The sequence below is a fragment of the Streptomyces sp. NPDC101225 genome (assembly GCF_044767585.1).
Classification (GTDB): domain Bacteria; phylum Actinomycetota; class Actinomycetes; order Streptomycetales; family Streptomycetaceae; genus Streptomyces.
The window spans coordinates 102,598-120,035 of the sequence record NZ_JBIWOE010000027.1; the positions used below are offsets into that span (position 1 = coordinate 102,598).

19 protein-coding genes and 1 riboswitch are annotated in these 17,438 nt (G+C 71.7%); of the genes, 10 read left to right on the forward strand and 9 right to left on the reverse strand.

Annotated features, from left to right (window positions below):
• Nucleotides 1-7 precede the first annotated feature (7 nt).
• On the reverse strand, nucleotides 8-952 hold the full coding sequence (locus tag ACIRPX_RS31070) for a glucosyl-3-phosphoglycerate synthase (protein ID WP_404201413.1): 945 nt from the start codon (nucleotides 950-952) through the stop codon (nucleotides 8-10).
• A gap of 130 nt (nucleotides 953-1,082) precedes the next feature.
• A riboswitch (SAM riboswitch) is annotated at nucleotides 1,083-1,239 on the forward strand.
• A 17-nt stretch (nucleotides 1,240-1,256) separates the two neighbouring features.
• On the opposite strand from ACIRPX_RS31070, the gene thrC reads away from it, so the two are divergent.
• From thrC to ACIRPX_RS31095, 5 genes are all read left to right on the forward strand, one after another.
• Nucleotides 1,257-2,543 carry a threonine synthase gene (thrC, locus tag ACIRPX_RS31075; RefSeq protein ID WP_404201415.1) on the forward strand — a complete coding sequence of 429 codons (1,287 nt, stop codon included), beginning with the start codon at nucleotides 1,257-1,259 and terminating at the stop codon, nucleotides 2,541-2,543.
• 90 nt (nucleotides 2,544-2,633) lie between these two features.
• Entirely contained in the window at nucleotides 2,634-2,909 is a 276-nt protein-coding gene (locus tag ACIRPX_RS31080) for a MoaD/ThiS family protein (protein ID WP_119103018.1), read from the forward strand.
• Between the two features lie 450 nt (nucleotides 2,910-3,359).
• Nucleotides 3,360-3,566: a cold-shock protein gene (locus ACIRPX_RS31085; RefSeq protein ID WP_019057200.1), complete on the forward strand. Its 207-nt coding sequence runs from the start codon at nucleotides 3,360-3,362 to the stop codon at nucleotides 3,564-3,566.
• Between the two features lie 306 nt (nucleotides 3,567-3,872).
• Complete coding sequence (gene groL / locus ACIRPX_RS31090; protein WP_404201418.1) at nucleotides 3,873-5,495, forward strand: chaperonin GroEL; 1,623 nt, start codon at nucleotides 3,873-3,875, stop codon at nucleotides 5,493-5,495.
• Between the two features lie 218 nt (nucleotides 5,496-5,713).
• Entirely contained in the window at nucleotides 5,714-6,832 is a 1,119-nt protein-coding gene (locus ACIRPX_RS31095; protein WP_404201420.1) for an NADH:flavin oxidoreductase, read from the forward strand.
• A gap of 13 nt (nucleotides 6,833-6,845) precedes the next feature.
• On the opposite strand, the gene ACIRPX_RS31100 is transcribed toward ACIRPX_RS31095, so the two are convergent.
• Genes ACIRPX_RS31100 through ACIRPX_RS31110 form a run of 3 tightly spaced genes read right to left on the reverse strand, consistent with a single transcriptional unit; the run spans nucleotide 6,846 to nucleotide 8,441 of the window.
• Nucleotides 6,846-7,415, reverse strand: coding sequence for a hypothetical protein (locus ACIRPX_RS31100; protein ID WP_404201422.1), 570 nt, complete (start codon nucleotides 7,413-7,415; stop codon nucleotides 6,846-6,848).
• A gap of 5 nt (nucleotides 7,416-7,420) precedes the next feature.
• On the reverse strand, nucleotides 7,421-7,618 hold the full coding sequence (locus ACIRPX_RS31105) for a DUF397 domain-containing protein (protein ID WP_404201424.1): 198 nt from the start codon (nucleotides 7,616-7,618) through the stop codon (nucleotides 7,421-7,423).
• On the reverse strand, nucleotides 7,602-8,441 hold the full coding sequence (locus tag ACIRPX_RS31110; protein WP_404201426.1) for a helix-turn-helix domain-containing protein: 840 nt from the start codon (nucleotides 8,439-8,441) through the stop codon (nucleotides 7,602-7,604). The genes ACIRPX_RS31105 and ACIRPX_RS31110 overlap by 17 nt, the downstream gene beginning before the upstream one ends.
• 114 nt (nucleotides 8,442-8,555) lie before the next feature.
• On the opposite strand from ACIRPX_RS31110, the gene ACIRPX_RS31115 reads away from it, so the two are divergent.
• On the forward strand, nucleotides 8,556-8,948 hold the full coding sequence (locus tag ACIRPX_RS31115; RefSeq protein WP_404201428.1) for a hypothetical protein: 393 nt from the start codon (nucleotides 8,556-8,558) through the stop codon (nucleotides 8,946-8,948).
• Between the two features lie 8 nt (nucleotides 8,949-8,956).
• Here ACIRPX_RS31115 and murQ read toward each other — a convergent pair whose 3' ends face one another.
• Nucleotides 8,957-9,892, reverse strand: a complete 936-nt coding sequence (gene murQ / locus ACIRPX_RS31120; RefSeq protein ID WP_404201430.1) for an N-acetylmuramic acid 6-phosphate etherase — start codon at nucleotides 9,890-9,892, stop codon at nucleotides 8,957-8,959.
• A gap of 112 nt (nucleotides 9,893-10,004) precedes the next feature.
• The gene (locus tag ACIRPX_RS31125) at nucleotides 10,005-10,943 is read right to left on the reverse strand and encodes a MurR/RpiR family transcriptional regulator (protein ID WP_404201432.1); all 939 of its coding nucleotides are present in this window, start codon (nucleotides 10,941-10,943) and stop codon (nucleotides 10,005-10,007) included.
• A 56-nt stretch (nucleotides 10,944-10,999) separates the two neighbouring features.
• Between ACIRPX_RS31125 and ACIRPX_RS31130 the strand changes: the two genes are divergently transcribed.
• Together ACIRPX_RS31130 and ACIRPX_RS31135 are read left to right on the forward strand one after the other, a co-directional pair.
• Nucleotides 11,000-11,383, forward strand: coding sequence for a hypothetical protein (locus ACIRPX_RS31130; RefSeq protein WP_404201434.1), 384 nt, complete (start codon nucleotides 11,000-11,002; stop codon nucleotides 11,381-11,383).
• Entirely contained in the window at nucleotides 11,380-11,643 is a 264-nt protein-coding gene (locus tag ACIRPX_RS31135; protein ID WP_404201436.1) for a DUF4031 domain-containing protein, read from the forward strand. Before ACIRPX_RS31130 ends, ACIRPX_RS31135 begins: the two co-directional genes overlap by 4 nt.
• A 22-nt stretch (nucleotides 11,644-11,665) precedes the next feature.
• Here ACIRPX_RS31135 and ACIRPX_RS31140 read toward each other — a convergent pair whose 3' ends face one another.
• Together ACIRPX_RS31140 and ACIRPX_RS31145 are read right to left on the reverse strand one after the other, a co-directional pair.
• Nucleotides 11,666-12,733 (reverse strand): GNAT family N-acetyltransferase, encoded by a 1,068-nt coding sequence (locus tag ACIRPX_RS31140; protein WP_404201438.1) that lies wholly within the window; start codon nucleotides 12,731-12,733, stop codon nucleotides 11,666-11,668.
• 10 nt (nucleotides 12,734-12,743) lie between these two features.
• Nucleotides 12,744-13,406, reverse strand: a complete 663-nt coding sequence (locus ACIRPX_RS31145) for a hypothetical protein (protein ID WP_404201440.1) — start codon at nucleotides 13,404-13,406, stop codon at nucleotides 12,744-12,746.
• 133 nt (nucleotides 13,407-13,539) lie between these two features.
• On the opposite strand from ACIRPX_RS31145, the gene ACIRPX_RS31150 reads away from it, so the two are divergent.
• Together ACIRPX_RS31150 and ACIRPX_RS31155 are read left to right on the forward strand one after the other, a co-directional pair.
• Complete coding sequence (locus ACIRPX_RS31150; protein ID WP_404201442.1) at nucleotides 13,540-14,205, forward strand: maleylpyruvate isomerase family mycothiol-dependent enzyme; 666 nt, start codon at nucleotides 13,540-13,542, stop codon at nucleotides 14,203-14,205.
• A gap of 90 nt (nucleotides 14,206-14,295) precedes the next feature.
• Entirely contained in the window at nucleotides 14,296-14,988 is a 693-nt protein-coding gene (locus ACIRPX_RS31155; protein WP_404201444.1) for a copper homeostasis protein CutC, read from the forward strand.
• Between the two features lie 90 nt (nucleotides 14,989-15,078).
• Here ACIRPX_RS31155 and ACIRPX_RS31160 read toward each other — a convergent pair whose 3' ends face one another.
• Nucleotides 15,079-17,184 carry a HelD family protein gene (locus ACIRPX_RS31160; protein WP_404201446.1) on the reverse strand — a complete coding sequence of 702 codons (2,106 nt, stop codon included), beginning with the start codon at nucleotides 17,182-17,184 and terminating at the stop codon, nucleotides 15,079-15,081.
• Between the last annotated feature and the right edge of the window lie 254 nt (nucleotides 17,185-17,438).

A 17,438-nucleotide genomic window follows, 5' to 3' on the forward strand; every position in this document is an offset into this window, starting at 1 on the left:
GGCGGTCTCAGGCCACCCGGCGCTCGGCGTACTCGGCGATCTCCGCCATCGGCGGGCGTTCCTCGGTGTCCACGGAGTAGGTCCGTGGCTCGAAGCCGTCCTCACCGCGCTCGAACTGGGTCAGCGACGGCCGCACGAGATGCCCGCGGGCCAGCCTCAGCTGCGCCGTGCGGTAGATCGCGGCGGCCATACGGCCCAGCGCCTGACCGTCCTGGTGCCGGTGCTTGCGCACCCCGACGTCGACCTGGGCGAGCGCGTCGAGACCCACCAGGTGCAGGGCGTCGACCAGCATGCCCAGCTCCACGCCGTAGCCGACCGGGAAGGGCAGCTGCTCCAGGAGGCTGCGGCGGGCCGCGTACTCGCCGCCGAGCGGCTGCACGAAACCGGCCAGCTGCGGCCAGTGCATGTTCAGCAGGGGGCGCGCCATGAGCTCGGTGACCCGGCCGCCCTGGCCCGCCGCCCCCGCGAGCGGGCGGTCGTACATGCCCTTGACCAGATCGACCTCCGGATCGGTGAGCAGCGGGCCCACGATCCCGGAGACGAAGTCGGAGGAGAACTCCCTCAGATCGGCGTCGATGAAGCAGACGACGTCCCCCTCCGTGACGAGCAGGGAGCGCCACAGGACCTCGCCCTTGCCGGGCGCGGCCGGGATGCGCGGCAGGATCTCGTCCCGGTGCACCACCCGCGCGCCCGCCGCGGCGGCCACCGCGGAGGTGCGGTCGGTGGACCCCGAGTCGACGACGACGATCTCGTCGACCAGCGGGACCTGCTGCATGAGGTCGTGACGGATGACGGCGACGATCTCGCCGACCGTCTCCTCCTCGTTGAGCGCGGGCAGGACGACGGAGACCGACTGACCCGTGCGCTGTTTGGCGGCCAGTATCCCGTGGAGCGGGCGGTCGGCCACGGACCAGGAGCGGGTGCGCAGCCAGCGCTCGACTTCTTCCAGCACGGTCGGCGGCTCCTCACTGTTGTCTCGCGTTACGGACGGCTCTCTCAACTGTCCTGGTCGTCGGTTACAGTCTTGAACAACGCCGATGACCATCGCATGTCCGGGGTCACCGCCGTTCACAACCGCATACAGCTCATCCAGAGGGGCAGAGGGAAACGGCCCGATGAAGCCCCGGCAACCCTCCAGCCGGTACTCGTAGATCACTGCTGATCGTTCCGCGAGGCTCTCCGGCTAGGGAAGGTGCCAAATCCGTCTCACGGCGAGATGCGTCGTGAGGAAGATGAGGAGAAAGGGCCTCGCCTCCATGGCTGCGCAGACTGCTGCAAGCACCACCGACTCCACCACCGTCGACCTCGGCCCCGCCGCCGCCCTGAGCTGCCGCGAGTGCGGGCACCGGGTGCCTCTCGGACCGGTCTTCGCGTGCGAGGAGTGTTTCGGCCCGCTCGAGATCGCGTACGACTTCTCGGCCTACGGCACCGAGGAGCTGCGCAAGCGGATCGAGGCGGGCCCCGCGAACATCTGGCGCTACGCGCCCCTGCTGCCGGTCCCGGCGGACGTGGCGGACAAGCCGAACATCAACCCCGGCTGGACCAAGCTCGTCAAGGCCGACAACCTCGCCCGCGAGCTGGGCGTGAGCGGCGGCCTGTACGTCAAGGACGACTCCGGCAACCCGACGCACTCCTTCAAGGACCGCGTGGTCGCGCAGGCCCTGGAGGCGGCGCGCGTCTTCGGCTTCACCACGCTGTCCTGCTCCTCCACCGGCAACCTGGCCGGTGCCGTGGGCGCGGCGGCGGCCCGCGCCGGCTTCCGCTCGTGCGTCTTCATCCCGCACGACCTGGAGCAGGGCAAGGTCGTCATGGCGGCGGTCTACGGCGGCGAGCTCGTGGGCATCGAGGGCAACTACGACGACGTGAACCGTTTCTGCTCCGAGCTGATCGGTGACCCGGCCGGCGAGGGCTGGGGCTTCGTGAACGTCAACCTGCGGCCGTACTACGCGGAGGGGTCCAAGACGCTGGCGTACGAGATCTGCGAGCAGCTCGGCTGGCGGCTGCCGGACCAGCTGGTGATCCCGATCGCCTCCGGCTCGCAGCTCACGAAGATCGACAAGGGCCTGCAGGAGCTGATCCGGCTCGGGCTCGTCGAGGACAGGCCGTACAAGATCTTCGGCGCCCAGGCCGAAGGCTGCTCGCCGGTGTCGGCGGCGTACAAGGCCGGGCACGACGTGGTCCGCCCGCAGAAGCCGAACACCATCGCCAAGTCGCTGGCGATCGGCAACCCCGCCGACGGCCCGTACGTGCTGGACATCGCGCGGCGCACCGGTGGTGCGGTGGAGGACGTGAACGACGAGCAGGTCGTCGACGCGATCAAGCTGCTGGCCCGGACCGAGGGGATCTTCGCGGAGACCGCCGGGGGCGTGACCGTCGGCGTGACGAAGAAGCTCATCGAGAACGGTGTGCTGGACCCGGGCCTGACCACGGTGGTCCTCAACACCGGTGACGGGCTCAAGACGCTGGACGCGGTGGCCGGGACGGGGCTGACGGCGACCATCCGTCCCCGGCTGGACTCGTTCCGCGAGGCCGGACTCGCGTAAGAGGTAGTTGTTCGTCTGCGGGCCGGTAGGGGCTGGTCGCGCAGTTCCCCGCGCCCCTGACCGGGCGTCGTAGCTGACCGGAGGTTCCACGTGAGCGTCAACGTTCGTATCCCCACCATCCTGCGCACCTACACCGGCGGGCAGGCCGAGGTCGCCGCCGAAGGCGCGACCCTCGCCGAGGTCATCGCCGACCTGGAGAAGAACCACACGGGCATCGCCGCCCGTGTCCTCGACGACCAGGGCAAGCTGCGCCGCTTCGTCAACGTGTACGTGAACGACGACGACGTGCGTTTCGAGCAGGGGCTGGAGACGGCGACTCCGGACGGCGCCGGCGTCTCGATCATTCCGGCCGTCGCCGGCGGCTGACGAACAGGTCGGGCGCCCCGATTATTACCGTCGGTAAGGTCGGTGACGAAGAGTTCATCGAATTGCCCCCTCCGTGAGAGAAGCGGAGGGGGCAATTCTGCATGGTTGAGCACGGTACAGTTGGGGAACCGGCCCGGATCTGCATGCCGGACGCATATGGCTTCCGACTTCTCGGGCAGCGAGAAGTCGCCAAAGTGTGCAGGTTTTTTGCACCTTATGCTCCTTTTGTGGGGCCCGACTTGCCCTGGATTCTGGTGAATTCTCGGTACATTCCCGACCGGTCGCGCCCGGATTTCTCGTCCGATTGACCTGTTGCAGACGGCAGTTGGACAGATACATTCAGCCGCGGTCGACGCGTTCCGGCGCACGCCCCCAACCGTGGGGGGTGAGGTCTGACCCGGATTCGCGAAGTGCGGATCCGTGCAAGGGCCAGTAATAGGGGAGTTAGGCATGGCTCAGGGCACCGTCAAGTGGTTCAACGCGGAGAAGGGGTACGGCTTCATCGCGGTCGACGGTGGTGCGGATGTTTTCGTCCACTACAGCGCGATTCAGATGGACGGCTACCGCACCCTGGAAGAGGGTCAGCGGGTCGATTTCGAGATCTCGCAGGGCCAGAAGGGGCCGCAGGCGGACATGGTCCGACTGGCGACCAGCTGAAGCACGCGCCGGATCAACTGCAGCGACGTTCTTCCGTTCTTGATCGAAGGGTCCGCGCCCTGGGTGCGGACCCTTCGGCATGTCCGGGGGGTGCCGGCCCGGACCCTGGGTAGGCGCTTGCACTCTCATGGGTCGAGTGCTAATCATTGGCGTTAGCACTCTGAAGGTGAGAGTGACAACGAAGGACCGGGTCGGTGAGGCCCGCAGGCCGGGTGGGGCAAGGAACCACACGGCAGGCGTGCCGTCCGTCGCGGGCGCGGGCGCGGTCCGAAGGAATCACCCCCAGTCCTGGAGGGACCACTTCACATGGCCAAGATCATCGCGTTCGACGAGGAGGCGCGGCGCGGCCTCGAGCGCGGCATGAACCAGCTCGCGGACGCCGTGAAGGTGACGCTCGGCCCCAAGGGCCGCAACGTCGTCCTCGAGAAGAAGTGGGGCGCCCCCACGATCACCAACGATGGTGTCTCCATCGCCAAGGAGATCGAGCTCGAGGACCCGTACGAGAAGATCGGCGCCGAGCTGGTCAAGGAAGTCGCCAAGAAGACGGACGACGTCGCCGGCGACGGTACGACCACCGCGACCGTTCTCGCCCAGGCCCTGGTCAAGGAGGGCCTGCGCAACGTAGCCGCCGGTGCCAACCCGATGGCCCTCAAGCGCGGTATCGAGAAGGCCGTCGAGGCCGTCTCCGGTGCCCTGCTGGAGCAGGCCAAGGATGTCGAGACCAAGGAGCAGATCGCTTCGACGGCCTCCATCTCCGCCGCCGACACCCAGATCGGCGAGCTCATCGCCGAGGCCATGGACAAGGTCGGCAAGGAAGGCGTCATCACCGTCGAGGAGTCCCAGACCTTCGGTCTGGAGCTGGAGCTCACCGAGGGTATGCGCTTCGACAAGGGCTACATCTCGGCGTACTTCGCCACCGACATGGAGCGGATGGAGGCGTCGCTCGACGACCCGTACATCCTGATCGCCAACTCCAAGATCGGCTCCGTCAAGGACCTGCTCCCGCTCCTGGAGAAGGTCATGCAGTCGGGCAAGCCGCTGCTGATCATCGCCGAGGACGTCGAGGGCGAGGCCCTGTCGACCCTGGTCGTCAACAAGATCCGCGGCACCTTCAAGTCCGTCGCCGTCAAGGCCCCGGGCTTCGGCGACCGCCGCAAGGCGATGCTGAACGACATCGCCATCCTCACCGGCGGCGAGGTCATCTCCGAGGAGGTCGGCCTCAAGCTCGAGAACACCTCCCTCGACCTGCTGGGCCGCGCCCGCAAGGTGGTCATCACCAAGGACGAGACCACCATCGTCGACGGCGCCGGCTCCACGGAGCAGGTGCAGGGCCGCGTGAACCAGATCCGCGCCGAGATCGAGAACAGCGACTCGGACTACGACCGCGAGAAGCTGCAGGAGCGCCTGGCGAAGCTCGCCGGCGGTGTCGCGGTCATCAAGGCCGGTGCCGCCACCGAGGTGGAGCTCAAGGAGCGCAAGCACCGCATCGAGGACGCCGTCCGCAACGCGAAGGCCGCCGTCGAGGAGGGCATCGTCGCCGGTGGTGGCGTCGCGCTCATCCAGGCGACCACCGTCTTCGAGAAGCTGGACCTGGAGGGTGACGAGGCGACCGGCGCCCAGGCCGTGAAGCTCGCGCTCGAGGCCCCGCTGAAGCAGATCGCCGTCAACGCCGGCCTCGAGGGCGGCGTCGTGGTGGAGAAGGTGCGCAACCTGACCCCGGGCCACGGCCTGAACGCCGCGACCGGCGAGTACGTCGACCTGGTCAAGGAAGGCATCATCGACCCGGCGAAGGTCACGCGTTCCGCCCTGCAGAACGCCGCCTCCATCGCCGCGCTGTTCCTGACCACCGAGGCCGTCATCGCCGACAAGCCGGAGAAGGCCGCCGCGCCCGCCGGTGGCGGCATGCCGGGCGGTGACATGGACTTCTGATCGGCCCCGGGGCTCCGGCTCCGGCTGATCAACGTCCTGACGCAAGGGCGGCACTTCCTGCTCCGGCAGGGGGTGCCGCCCTTTCGTGTGTCCGGCGTCACACGGGTGCTTGGGGCCGTCCGGGAATGGGAACCGGCGCGCAGGTGATTGCTTAAGGTGGTGCAACAATGCGTGCGCACATACCGACCGGTTAACTCAGCCCCCGAGGAGTACCCCACGTGACCGCCCCCGCCACCTCCCGCGCCGCCGAGATCCTCTCCCGGCCCACCACGATCAACGGCCTCACCGTCCCCAACCGCATCGTCATGGCCCCGATGACGCGCATGTTCTCCCCGGGCGGCATCCCCGGCGAGGACGTCGTGTCGTACTACGCCCGCCGGGCCGCCGCGGGTGTCGGGCTGATCGTCACCGAGGGCACCTACGTCGGCCACGAGTCGGCCGGCCAGAGCGACCGCGTCCCCCGCTTCCACGGCGAGGAGCAGCTCGCGGGATGGCGGAGGGTCGCGGACGCCGTGCACGCGGCGGGCGGCACGATCGTCCCGCAGCTGTGGCACATCGGCACGGTCCGCAACCAGGGCGACGCCCCCTACCCGGACGCCCCCTCGCACGGTCCCTCCGGTCTGCGCGTCACCGGCGTCGAGGACGCCACGCCCATGACACAGGCCGACATCGACGCCGTCATCGGCGCGTTCGCCGAGGCCGCGGCCGCCGCCGAGCGCATCGGCTTCGACGGCGTGGAGCTGCACGGCGCCCACGGCTACCTCCTCGACCAGTTCCTGTGGGCGGGCACCAACCGCCGCACGGACGCCTACGGCGGCGACCGCGTGGCCCGCGCGAAGTTCGCGCAGGAGATCGTGGCGGCGGTGCGCGAGGCGGTCTCGCCCGATTTCCCGATCCTCTTCCGCTACTCGCAGTGGAAGCAGGAGGCCTACGACGCCCGGCTCGCCGAGACCCCTCAGGAGCTGGAGGCCATCCTCGCGCCGCTGGCCGCCGCGGGCGTCGACGCCTTCCACGCCTCCACGCGCCGCTACTGGCTGCCCGAGTTCGACGGCGCCGACCTCAACCTGGCCGGCTGGACCAAGAAGCTGACCGGCAAGACCGCCATCACGGTCGGCTCCGTCGGCCTCGACGGCGACTTCATCCGCGCCTTCGCCGGTGAGGGGTCGGGGATCCGCGGCATCGACGACCTGCTGGACCGGCTGGAGCGCGAGGAGTACGACCTCGTCGCCGTCGGGCGCGCGCTGCTCCAGGACCCGGAGTGGGCGGCGAAGATCCTCGAAGGCCGTGCCTCGGAGCTGAGGCCCTACGACGCGGCGGCGCTCAAGTCGCTGAGCTGACGCCAGACACCCCCTAGAGGTTCCCCAGCGGCTCGATGTCGGTCTTCACGGGCGTGCCCCACACCCGCAGCACCTCGTAGTCGGTGAACTCGTGCACCAGCCGGTACGCCATCGCCGGGCGGGGGCCGCGGCGCTGGGCGGTGATGTACAGCTCCGCCTCGCGCCGGTCCCGCCTCGGCGTGCCGCACAGCTGCCACGTCTGCCCGTTCCACTGCTCCGGCAGCCAGCGCTGCTGGGGCTGCGGACGGTCGGCGCTGACGCCGTAGCGCGACGGCGCCGTCCGTCCGGGGTGCGCGGGGAGGGGGCCGCCGTTGTACTCGGCCCTGCGGGCCGCCCGCCGCCTCGTCTCGCAGAGCAGGCAGAGGTCGTGCGCGTTCTCGTCCACGGGCCCGTTGGGATGCTCGGGGCAGCGGGTCGCGGGCGCGGCGCCGGTGACGCTGTCGTCCAGCAGCTCCAGGGCGCGGCGGAGGTCCGCCTTGACCTCGTGCAGCTTGCCGTCCGGCGTGTCGGCGGTGAGGGCTTCACCGTGCTCCCCGAGGAGACGGAGAGCACGGCCCAGGGCGGTCAGCTGGGCGTGGTTCATGCGTATCAGTGTGCGGGGTGCTTGAGGTCTTCGACGAATTCCTTCCAGGCGGCCGGCCGGAAGGCGAGTTGTGGGCCTTGGGGGGTCTTGGAGTCCCGCACGGGGATGTGGGTGGGGAAATCGTGGCTCACTTCCAGGCAATTGCCGCCGCTGCCCCCGCTGTAGCTGGACTTGAACCAGGTGGCCTCAGGGATGCTCCTCATGGGCGTAATCCTGCGCCACGGCTTCAATCAAGGCCAGGGAGTTCTCCGGAGACAGTGCGCCGGCTGTGAGGAGGTCATAGGTCAGCCGATGCCGGTGGACGGCGGCCGGATCGTCCTCCAGGCGTCCGATGCCGGGTCCCTCGAAGTAGACCAGCGGCGGCGCGTTGTCGAAGTCCATCAGCTTGATGGCACCCTCCATCGCCGGGTGTGCTCCCGCGTCGAACGGCAGCACCTGCACGATCACCCGGCTGCGGCGCATCAGCCCGACGATGTGGCGCAGTGCCTCCGCCATCACCGCGCGCCCGCCCGCCACCCGGCGCAGGGCGGCCTCGTCGACCACGGCCCACAACAGCGGCTCTGTTGGATCGGCGAGAAGCCGGGCCCGCTCCGTCCGCGCCGTCACCAGTGCCTCGATCACCTCGTCCCGTGCCGTCGGCTGATAGGCCCGGCACACGGCGCGTGCGTACCCGGGCGTCTGCAGCAGTCCCGGGATCAGCTGCGGCGCGTACTCCCGGATCTCCGTGGCCGTCTCCTCCGCCTCCGCCGCCTCGGCGAAGTGCTCCGGATACCGGGACTTCGCGGCCGCCCGGCAATTCCGCCGGAAGAAGTCCTCCGTCTCCAGCACCTCATCCAGCAGCCGCGCATACTCCGGTTGCATCCGCCGCGTGCCCGCCTCCAGTTGCCCCACGAACGACCCGCTCACGAACAGCCGTATCCCCAGCTCCTCCTGGCTCAGCCCGGCCTTCTCGCGCGCGTGGCGCAGCTCCGCGCCCAGGAGCGCTCGGGGTGATGACGACGGGTCGAGATCCTTCGGTCCCGGCATGGGCAACTCCCTGTCCGACAGACATGGTTGTTGGACGGCACGTATGGCCAGGCTAGAGGCGGGATGGACACGCTGGGTCGCGAACAGTGAACTCAGCGTGGAGGTACGAGCAACGTGCGGTCGACCGAAGAAGTCGTCGAAACCCTGCGGAGCGCCCTCGCGGGCGTCGGCGTCGTCCTGCCCTCCCTCACCGTCGACCCCGTCACCGGCGCGAGCGACGAGCCGTTCCCCCTGGTCGACCTCGGCCGCTGCAACATCCGTACCGCCGAGCGGCTGGCCTCGGTGCTGCGCGGGGAGCGGCCGCCGGTCGGCACGTACGTGACCGACGTACGGGACGGACGGATCGGCGAGGCCATGGGGCATGTCGGCGGCCGGGTGCAGCTGCGCCCCGTTGCCGGGGGGCGCGAGTGGGACTGCCCGCCGGAGTCGGCCCGGACCGCGTCCCCGGAGGAGGTGTTGCGGGCCCGTGTCCGCAAGGCCAACAGCGAGGGGAGACTGCCCTGCTGAGAGGACCGTCAGTCGGCCGCCGCCTCCAGCGCCGCCCGCAGATGGCCGTCGGAGTCCGCCAGCAGACGGGCCGCCGTCGGGCCGTCGACGCCGGACAGCAGGGCCAGGATCGCGTGCTTCACCTCGCCGTCGGTGGCGGCGAGGGCCCGCTCGATCTCGTCGTCCGACGCACCCGTGGCGAGGGCGACGATACGGCGGGAGCGGGCGCGCAGCTTCTCGTTCGAGGCGCGTACGTCGACCATCAGGTTCCCGTACGTCTTGCCGAGCCGGATCATGGTGATCGTCGAGACCATGTTGAGCACGAGCTTCTGGGCCGTGCCCGCCTTGAGGCGGGTGGAGCCGGTGAGCAGCTCGGGCCCGACGACGATCTCCAGGCCGTGCTCGGCGGCCCCGGCGAGCGCGCTGCCGGCGTTGCAGGACAGCCCGACCGTCAACGCGCCCAGCGCGCGGGCGTGTTCCACGGCGGCGATCGCGTACGGGGTGCGGCCGGAGGCGGAGACGCCGACCACGGTGTCGGCGGCGAGGAGGCCGAGCGCGTCGAGATCGTCGCGCGCGAGCTGCGCGGAGTCCTCGGCGCCCTCGACGGAGGTCACCATCGCCTCGGGCCCGCCCGCGATCAGGCCGACGACCTGGTCCGGGTCGGTGTTGAAGGTCGGCGGGCACTCGGAGGCGTCCAGCACCCCGAGCCGCCCGGCGGTGCCGGCCCCGGCGTAGATCAGCCGCCCCCCGCGCGCCATCCGCTCCGCGACGGCGTCGATGGCGGCGGCGATCTCGGGCAGCCGCTCGGCGACGGCCTGGGGCACGGTGGTGTCCTCGCCGTTCATCAGCCGCGCGATCTCGAGCGTGGGCAGCCGGTCGATCTCGGCGAGTTCGGGCCGGAACGCCTCGGTGGTCATCGCTTCCAGGTCGGCTCGGAGTCCACGGGGGCTGGAGGTGGAGGTCATAGGGGCGCGGCTCTTTCGACGTACGGTCCGGTGAAGGTCTTTCAGGGGCGCGGGGAACTGTGCGACCAGCCCCATCGGTCCGCAGGCGATCCACAGCCTCCGGTTCTACGGTCTACCGCCTGTGCCGATGGGCCAGTGCCTCGTAGGACGCGGCAAGGGCAGGTCCCGCCGTCTCGTACGTGCGCTGCGCCACTCCCACGAACAGGCAGTCCACCACGAGAAGCTGGCTGGTCCGGGACGACATCGCCGCGGGGCGCAGCTCGCTCTCCCGGGCGGTGGACGTCGTCAGCACGTGGTCGGCGTACTGGCTGACCGCTCCGTCCGGCCGTCCCGTGATCGCGACGGTGGTCGCTCCGTGCTCGAAGGCGACCCGCAGCGGCTTGATGACGTCCCCGGTCGATCCCGAGTGCGTGATGGCGATGGCGACGTCGCCCCCGCGCAGCTGCACCGCGTTGGTCACGGCCAGGTGCGGGTCGCTGTGCGCGTGTGCCAGCAGCCCGATGCGCAGCAGCTTCTGCACCAGGTCCTGGGCGACGAGGCCGGACGCCCCGACGCCGTAGACGTCGATCCGCCGCGCGGCGGCCGCCGCGCTCACCGCGGCGGCGAGCTGCACGGTGTCGAGTCCGGCCGCCGTGTCCGCGAGGGTCTGCTGCTCGTCGTAGGCGAGTTTCGCCACGACGTCGGCTATGGGGTCGTCGACGGCTATGTCGGTGGTGATGGCGGGCGCCCGCCCGGACTGCTGCTGGGCGGCCAGCCCGGCCAGGGCGAGCCGCAGGTCGCGGTATCCGGGGTAGCCGAGCAGCCGGGCCGTCCGCACGACCGTCGCCTCGCTGGTGCCGGTGAGCTCGGCGAGGCCGGTGACCGTGAGGGCCGCGCAGCCGGCCGGGTCGCCGGCCACGGCCTCGGCGACCCGCTGCATGGAGCGGGTCATGGAGGGCCCGAGGGTGCGCACCTTCGCGGCGAGCGCGGCCGGTGCGGGAGGCGCCGGGGGCGCCGCGCCCGGCGTGCCCGCTCCCTCGGTGGCGAAAATTTCCTTCACGTTCTGGGTCACGTATGAAAGATATTTTCGGCTCGGCCCCGCGGTCAAGAGTGCGCACAATGGGGGGCATGCACCCGATCAGTCCCCTGGAACAGACCCTGCACGCCGCACGCGCCCTCGTCCTGGCCGATCTGTCCGCAGGCGACGTCACGGCCTCGGACGTGGTGTCGATGGTCGAGGAGTCCGTCGTGCAGCGGCGCTGGTGGGTCGAGCAGTGGCCGCAGGGCGCGGGCTACGTGGCGGGCCTGGTCGCCCAGGACGTCCAGGACGCCCTGCTGGAGGCGTACGGCCGCTGGCCGCTGTGCCCGGTCTGCGGCGGGGGCGACCCGCACGCCCTGGAGGTCGAACCGGAGCTGGGCCCCGATCCGCACTGGGTCTGCCACCAGGCGGGCGTGAAGGTCGCGGCGCTGGGGTCGCTGGCGCAGGCCGTCGGCGGAGCGGCCTCCTCGTGACGGTCTACATCGACCCGCCCACCTGGCCGGGCCATGGCCGGATGTGGTCGCACCTGGTCAGCGATCTGTCCTACGACGAACTGCACGTCTTCGCCGCGGAGCTGGGCGTGCCCCGCCGCGCCTTCGAACGCGACCACTACGACATCCCCTCGCACCGGTACGCGGACGTGGTGCGCGCCGGCGCGGTGGAGGTCAGCAGCCGCGAGGTGGTGCGGCTGCTGACGGGGGCGGGGCTGCGCCGGCCCAAGGGGCGTCCCTAGGGGGTGCTTCCCGGCCACAGCACTAGCGGCGCAGTTCGAAGGCGAGTCCTTCCCCGTCCTCGCTGACCTGCCGGAAGCCCGCGCGGGTGACGACCGCCTGGGAGGGGCGGTTGGCACGGTCGATCGTGGCGAAGAGGCTGCGGACGTCGTCGCGGGCGAAGGCCCAGTCGGACAGGGCGCGCAGGGCCTCGGTCGCGTAGCCGTTGCCGCGGGCGTTCTCGGCGAGGTCGTAGCCGATCTCGGTCCGGCCCTCCTCGTCGGGGCGGCCGTGGAAGCCCATGCCGCCGACCGCGCGGCCGTCCTCGCGGCGCACGAGGGCGAAGACGCCGAACTCCGGCCGGTGCACGCCCCCTTCGTACGCCTTCAGCATGAAGCCGGAGGCCTCCCGGGTGCCGTCGAACGGGCCGCCCTCGATCCAGTCGAACCCGCCGTCACCGCCCATCACCAGGTCGCGCGCGGACGCCGGGGTGATGCCCTGAAGGGTGAGGCGACCGGCCGGGATGACGAGGTTGTTGTGCCAGCGCCACTCGGTGACCGGGGCGCGGCCGGGCAGGTCGCCGCGGCCGGTGGCCCACAGGAGGGTCCGCCAGTGGTCGGGGCCCGGCTGGACGTGCGGGAAGATGTGGGTGAGGACGAACTCGGGCAGGGTGGCGGGCGGTTCGTAGGCCAGGCCCAGGCCCTCGGCGATGTCGTACGTGTGGGCGAGGACCTCGGCGACGCCCATCGCGGCGAAGCCCTCGCGGTTCGCGCTGCGGAACGGGTACGGGTGGAAGGCGCGGACCTCGCGCGGCGTCGTGCGGAGGGTGGCGGCGAACAGGGCGCCCGTCGTCTCGATCACCTGCAGCAGGCCCGCGTTGCCGGTGCCCTCGTCGAGCGTGATGTCGAAGGGGACGTAGGCGTCCTGGGCGCGCCCCGCGAGGTTGGCGGCGTACGCGATGAGGTCCTCGGCGATGTGGAACGCCGTCTCGTGGCAGTTCCACTCCAATCGGCCGGCCCGCACCGCCGTCCAGTCCCGGTCCGCGGCCGTCCGCAGCACCGCGACGCAGCCCTCGACGGCCTCCTGCACCCTGTACCCGCCCCATGCACGCATAGGCCGCAGACTAGGACGCGGGGTCCTCGGGAAGCGACAGGATTTCCAGCTCCGCGCCGAGGTTGTAGCGCGCCGTCGCCTCCCACTCGGCCTGTCCGTACGGCGTCCTGAACAGTCGCCGAAGACCGAGGAGCTGACGCAGGATCGCGGCGCGGCCGGTGCGGAAGGCGTGGTTCGGCACGAAGTGGTACTCCTCGCGGACGGCGGCGGTGTAGGCGGCGTACACCGACGGGGACGCGGCGAGGATCGCGAGGTCGGCGTCGCACAGGACCTGGCCGTCCCGGTCGTCGTCGGCCGGGTCGTGGGTGACGGTGAGACGGACCAGCCGGGCCACCTCGGCGGTCCTGTGCTCCGGCACCCCCGCCTCGTGCAGGGCGCGTTCGGCCAGGCGGGCGGAGCGCTCCTCGTTCTCGGAGCGGTCGGGCAGGTAGACCGCGTCGTGGAACCAGGCCGCGAGGCGCACCACGTCCGGGTCGGCGGCGTACGCCTCCAGCAGGTCGACGTGCTCCAGCACCGCCGTCAGATGCGTGAGCGTGTGGTAGTGCCGCTGCGGCTCCTGCCAGCGGGCCAGCAGGTTGTCGGCGTACGGCGCGGGGTCGGGCCCGGCACCGCCGCCGCGGGCTCCTTCCAGCGCACGGGTCCAGCGGAAGCGCAGAGCGTCGAGATCGGCCATGCGCCCATTCTCCCGCCGATCCCCGCGGGCCCGGACCGCCCGTCCGGCCGCGGCGTTAGGGCGTGTTGCGAAAATCCCGCCTGCCCCGCGGGCGGACGACGCCACCTTCGAAACACCCCCTAGCGTGGAACGCATGACTTCTGCCGAGGTACGTGACCCCGAACTGCCCGGACGGCTGCTGATCACCGAGCGGGACGCGCTGGTGCCGCTGCTGCGGGCGCGGCCGGACGACGACTTCGCGCTGCCGACCGCCGGGTGTCCCGGGTGGTCGGTGCGGGATGTGCTCGCGCACTGCTCGTCCGCGCTGATGCGGGTGGTGGAGAGCCGCTACGAGAAGGGCGTGTTCTCGCCCGCGTCCAACGACCGCGACATCGCCGAGCGCGCGGAGTGGACGAACGCGCAGGTCGTCGACGAGCTGGAGCGCGGGATGACCGAGGCCGGGCCGGTGATCGCCAAGGCGGGCGGGGTGCTGGACATGGTCGCGCTGGGGGAGTGGGTGCACGCCGGTGACGTGCGCGACACCTTCGGGGAGCCGGGGGCGTACGCGGGGCCCGGACTGCCGGACGCGCTCACCCTGCTCGTGCGGATCACCCGGGAGAAGGCGCATCCGCCGCTGCACGCCGACCTCGACGACGTGGACGAGCCGCAGCGCCTCGGTGACCTGGCCGCCGCGCGGCCCCCGGCCCGCTTCATCGGCGGCGCCGCCGACCTCGTACGGCTGTACTCGGGGCGGCCGGTGGAGACGGCCGGCTTCGAGCTGGTGGGCGTGGACGCGGGGGAGCTGAACCTCTTCGGGTGACGCCGGGGCGTCGTGGACCGGCGGGGGCACGGGCTAGGCTGTGAATTGGACTAGACCTGTACCGCCCGCCGAGTCGACGAATGGGGCCCCATGAGCAAGCGTGCAGTCCTGGAGGTGATCGCCCTCGGAGTCGAGGACGCGGTCGCCGCCCAGGCCGGAGGCGCGGACCGCCTCGAGCTGGTCACCGACATGGCGGCCGACGGGCTGACCCCGTCGGTCGAGACCTTCGCCCGGATCCGCGCCGCCGTCGACATCTCGCTGCGCGTGATGCTGCGGCTGGCGGACGGGTTCGCGGTCGGGGACGCCGAGCGGCTGCTGCAGGCCGCCGCGCGGATGCGGGCCGCGGGCGCCGAGGAGTTCGTGCTCGGGTTCCTCGACGCGGGCGGCACCGTCGACCTCCTTGCCGTGGAGTGCCTGGTGGCGGAGCTGGACGGCTGCCCGTGGACCTTCCACCGGGCCATCGACCGTGCCGCCGACCGGGACGCCCTGCGCAAGCAGCTCGACGGCCTGCCGGGCCTCGACGCGTACCTCACCGCCGGCTCGGCCACGGGTGTGGACGACGGCCTGCCCGTGCTGCTCGCCGAGGCGGCGCGGCGCGGGCAGCCGGGCTACGAGCCGCAGATCATGGTCGGCGGCGGGCTCCGCCTGGAGCACGTGCCCCAGCTGAAGGCGGCGGGCGTCGAGGCGTTCCACATCGGCGGCGCGGCGCGGCCCGGCGGCTGGGAGGGGCCCGTGTCGCGGGAGGCCGTGCGGGAGTGGCGGCAGGTGCTGGACACACGGTGACGGGTCCCGCCCGCGGGGCGCGGGGAACCGCGCGGGAAACCCCCGCGCACCCGCGCCCGGCAACCGGCGTCGAGGGCCCCCGGCGCCGCCTCAGCCGTGCAACTGGGGCGGCAGCGGCGCCGCGTGCGTCACGATCAGGCCCGACACCGCTCGGGTCAGGGCCACGTACAGCCGGCGCAGCCCGGTCCGCTCGTCGGGCTCGCCGTCGACCACCGCCCGCGGTTCGTCGAGCACCACGTAGTCGTACTCCAGGCCCTTGGCCAGGGATGCCGGGACCAGGGTGAGCCGGGTCTCGGCGGTCGTCTCCTCGCCCGGGGCCAGGTACGGGAGTCCGGCCGCCGCCAGCGCCTGCGCGAGAGCCGGCACCCGGGCGTCCGCCGCGATCAGGCCCGTCGAGCCCTCGTTGCGGAGCAACTCCTCGCAGGCGGCGACCACGTCGGCGGTGCCGGCGGACGGGCGGAGGTCGAAGAAGCCCGGGTTCTCCCGGACCGAGGCGACCGGGGTCAGGCCGGGGGCGATGTGCGGGAGCAGCCGGGAGGCGTAGCCGATGACGTCCGTCGGGACGCGGAAGCCGGCGGTCAGCTCCTCGACGACGCCCTCCGGCTTGCCGAGGTGGGCCAGCGCCTCGTCCCAGCTCCGCGTCGACCAGGGCGTGGTGCCCTGCGCCAGGTCGCCCAGGACGGTCGCCGAGCCGGTGGTGCAGCGGCGGCCGACCGCGCGGTACTGCATGGGCGAGAGGTCCTGCGCCTCGTCCAGCACCACATGGCCGAGGGAGGGCGTGCGCCGCACGAGGTCCGTCGCCTCGTCGACCAGCACCGCGTCCGCGGACGAGAACCTGGCTGACTTCACCGACCGCGCCGGCTTCGCCCACAGGATCGTCTTCTGCTCGTCCCCGGTGAGCACGCCGTCCGCGTGCGCGGCGAGGAAGTCCGCGTCCGTGAGCAGGCGCAGCACGAGCTTGGCCGGGTCGACCGGCGGCCAGAGCTGTTTGACGGCCGCCTTCACCGCGGCGTTGCGGGCCACCGCGTCCTGCACCCGGTCGTCGGGCGCCTCGCCCGAGCGCTCCATCTGCACCAGCACGGCGTGCGCGATGCGCTGCGGAAGGGCCTCGCGGGCGGCGCCGTAGCGGATGCCGCGGTCGAGCAACTCGCGGACGATGTCCTGCAGTTCGTACGCGGGCACGCGCCAGCGGCGGGAGCCGCGCACCACCACGACCGGCTCGGTGGGCAGGGTGACGTGCGAGAGGACCGCCCGGCGCAGCACCTCCGCCATCCGTGCGTCGCCCTTGACGATCGCGGCGGGCGCCGCGTCGCTGCCCCGCACCTCCACGGTGCCCGCCACGAGGTCGTCGACGGTGGCCTGCCGCACGGTCAGCTCGCCCAGCGCGGGCAGCACTTGCTCGATGTAGTGCAGGAAGGAGCGGTTCGGCCCGATGACGAGGGTGCCGGTGCGGGCGAGCCGTTCCCGGTGGGCGTAGAGGAGGTAGGCGACCCGGTGCAGGCCGACCGCCGTCTTCCCGGTGCCGGGGCCTCCCTGCACGCACACCGTGCCGCCCAGCCCGCTGCGGACGATCTCGTCCTGCTCGGGCTGGATGGTGGCGACGATGTCGCGCATGGGGCCCACGCGCGGGCGCTCGATCTCCTGCTGGAGCAGCTTGCTGGTGCGGGCGGCCTCGCCCGGGTCGGAGAGGTGCTCGTCCTCGTAGGCCGTGATCTCGCCGCGGGTGTAGCCGAAGCGGCGGCGCAGCGAGACGTCCATCGGGTCCTTCTTGGAGGCCCGGTAGAACGGCTGCGAGACCGGCGCGCGCCAGTCGATCACCATCGGGTCGCCGTCGTGGTCGTGCACGTGCCGGCGCCCGATGTAGAAGCGCCCGCCCGTCTCCCGCTCCCGCCCGTGCAGGGAAGGCGCTTCGCGCCCCGTTCTCTCGTCCGCCCCCTCGGCCCGCTCGGCGCCGGGGGCGTGCAGATAGTCGAGCCGGCCGAAGAACAGCGGGGTGTCGCTGAGGTCGGCCAGCGCCTCGACACGCTCGTCGATCTGGCGGGCCAGCACCGCGGCGTTGACCCAGTTCGCGGTGACGTCGCTGATGTCGAGGGACTCGACGTCCTCGCGCATGGCCCGCAGGGCGGCGCGCGAGGAGGCGAGGTGGGAGCGCTCTCGGGAGAGGGGTTCGAGGGGGTCGTCGACGGGCGTGGACAAGGCGATGCCTCCGGGTACCTACGAGCAGGTGGCTGAGAGGCCGGCCGGTTTCCGTCCGGGCGGCGGCGCTCCACGGGGGAGGCGGGCAAGAGCGGAGATTGTAGACGGGCGCCGCAGATCGGGGCCAACGGATTTCCTCCCCTGGGGGGTGTCAGACACCCCCTAGAAGGCTCATGAAGATCTTGGGGTTCTGGCCCCGCCGCGTGAGCGGCGGGGCCAGACTCGTTTTGTGGTGATGGGGGAATGGGCCGGGG

Excerpts from the sequence above, each read along its gene's own strand:
- thrC (WP_404201415.1), top strand. The coding sequence starts at position 1,257 with ATGGCTGCGCAGACTGCTGCAAGCACCACCGACTCCACCACCGTCGAC.
- ACIRPX_RS31085 (WP_019057200.1), top strand. The coding sequence starts at position 3,360 with ATGGCTCAGGGCACCGTCAAGTGGTTCAACGCGGAGAAGGGGTACGGC.
- groL (WP_404201418.1), top strand. The coding sequence starts at position 3,873 with ATGGCCAAGATCATCGCGTTCGACGAGGAGGCGCGGCGCGGCCTCGAG.
- ACIRPX_RS31100 (WP_404201422.1), bottom strand. The coding sequence starts at position 7,415 with ATGAACCACGCCCAGCTGACCGCCCTGGGCCGTGCTCTCCGTCTCCTC.
- ACIRPX_RS31105 (WP_404201424.1), bottom strand. The coding sequence starts at position 7,618 with ATGAGGAGCATCCCTGAGGCCACCTGGTTCAAGTCCAGCTACAGCGGG.
- ACIRPX_RS31110 (WP_404201426.1), bottom strand. The coding sequence starts at position 8,441 with ATGCCGGGACCGAAGGATCTCGACCCGTCGTCATCACCCCGAGCGCTC.
- murQ (WP_404201430.1), bottom strand. The coding sequence starts at position 9,892 with ATGACCTCCACCTCCAGCCCCCGTGGACTCCGAGCCGACCTGGAAGCG.
- ACIRPX_RS31130 (WP_404201434.1), top strand. The coding sequence starts at position 11,000 with ATGCACCCGATCAGTCCCCTGGAACAGACCCTGCACGCCGCACGCGCC.
- ACIRPX_RS31140 (WP_404201438.1), bottom strand. The coding sequence starts at position 12,733 with ATGCGTGCATGGGGCGGGTACAGGGTGCAGGAGGCCGTCGAGGGCTGC.
- ACIRPX_RS31145 (WP_404201440.1), bottom strand. The coding sequence starts at position 13,406 with ATGGCCGATCTCGACGCTCTGCGCTTCCGCTGGACCCGTGCGCTGGAA.
- ACIRPX_RS31150 (WP_404201442.1), top strand. The coding sequence starts at position 13,540 with ATGACTTCTGCCGAGGTACGTGACCCCGAACTGCCCGGACGGCTGCTG.
- ACIRPX_RS31155 (WP_404201444.1), top strand. The coding sequence starts at position 14,296 with ATGAGCAAGCGTGCAGTCCTGGAGGTGATCGCCCTCGGAGTCGAGGAC.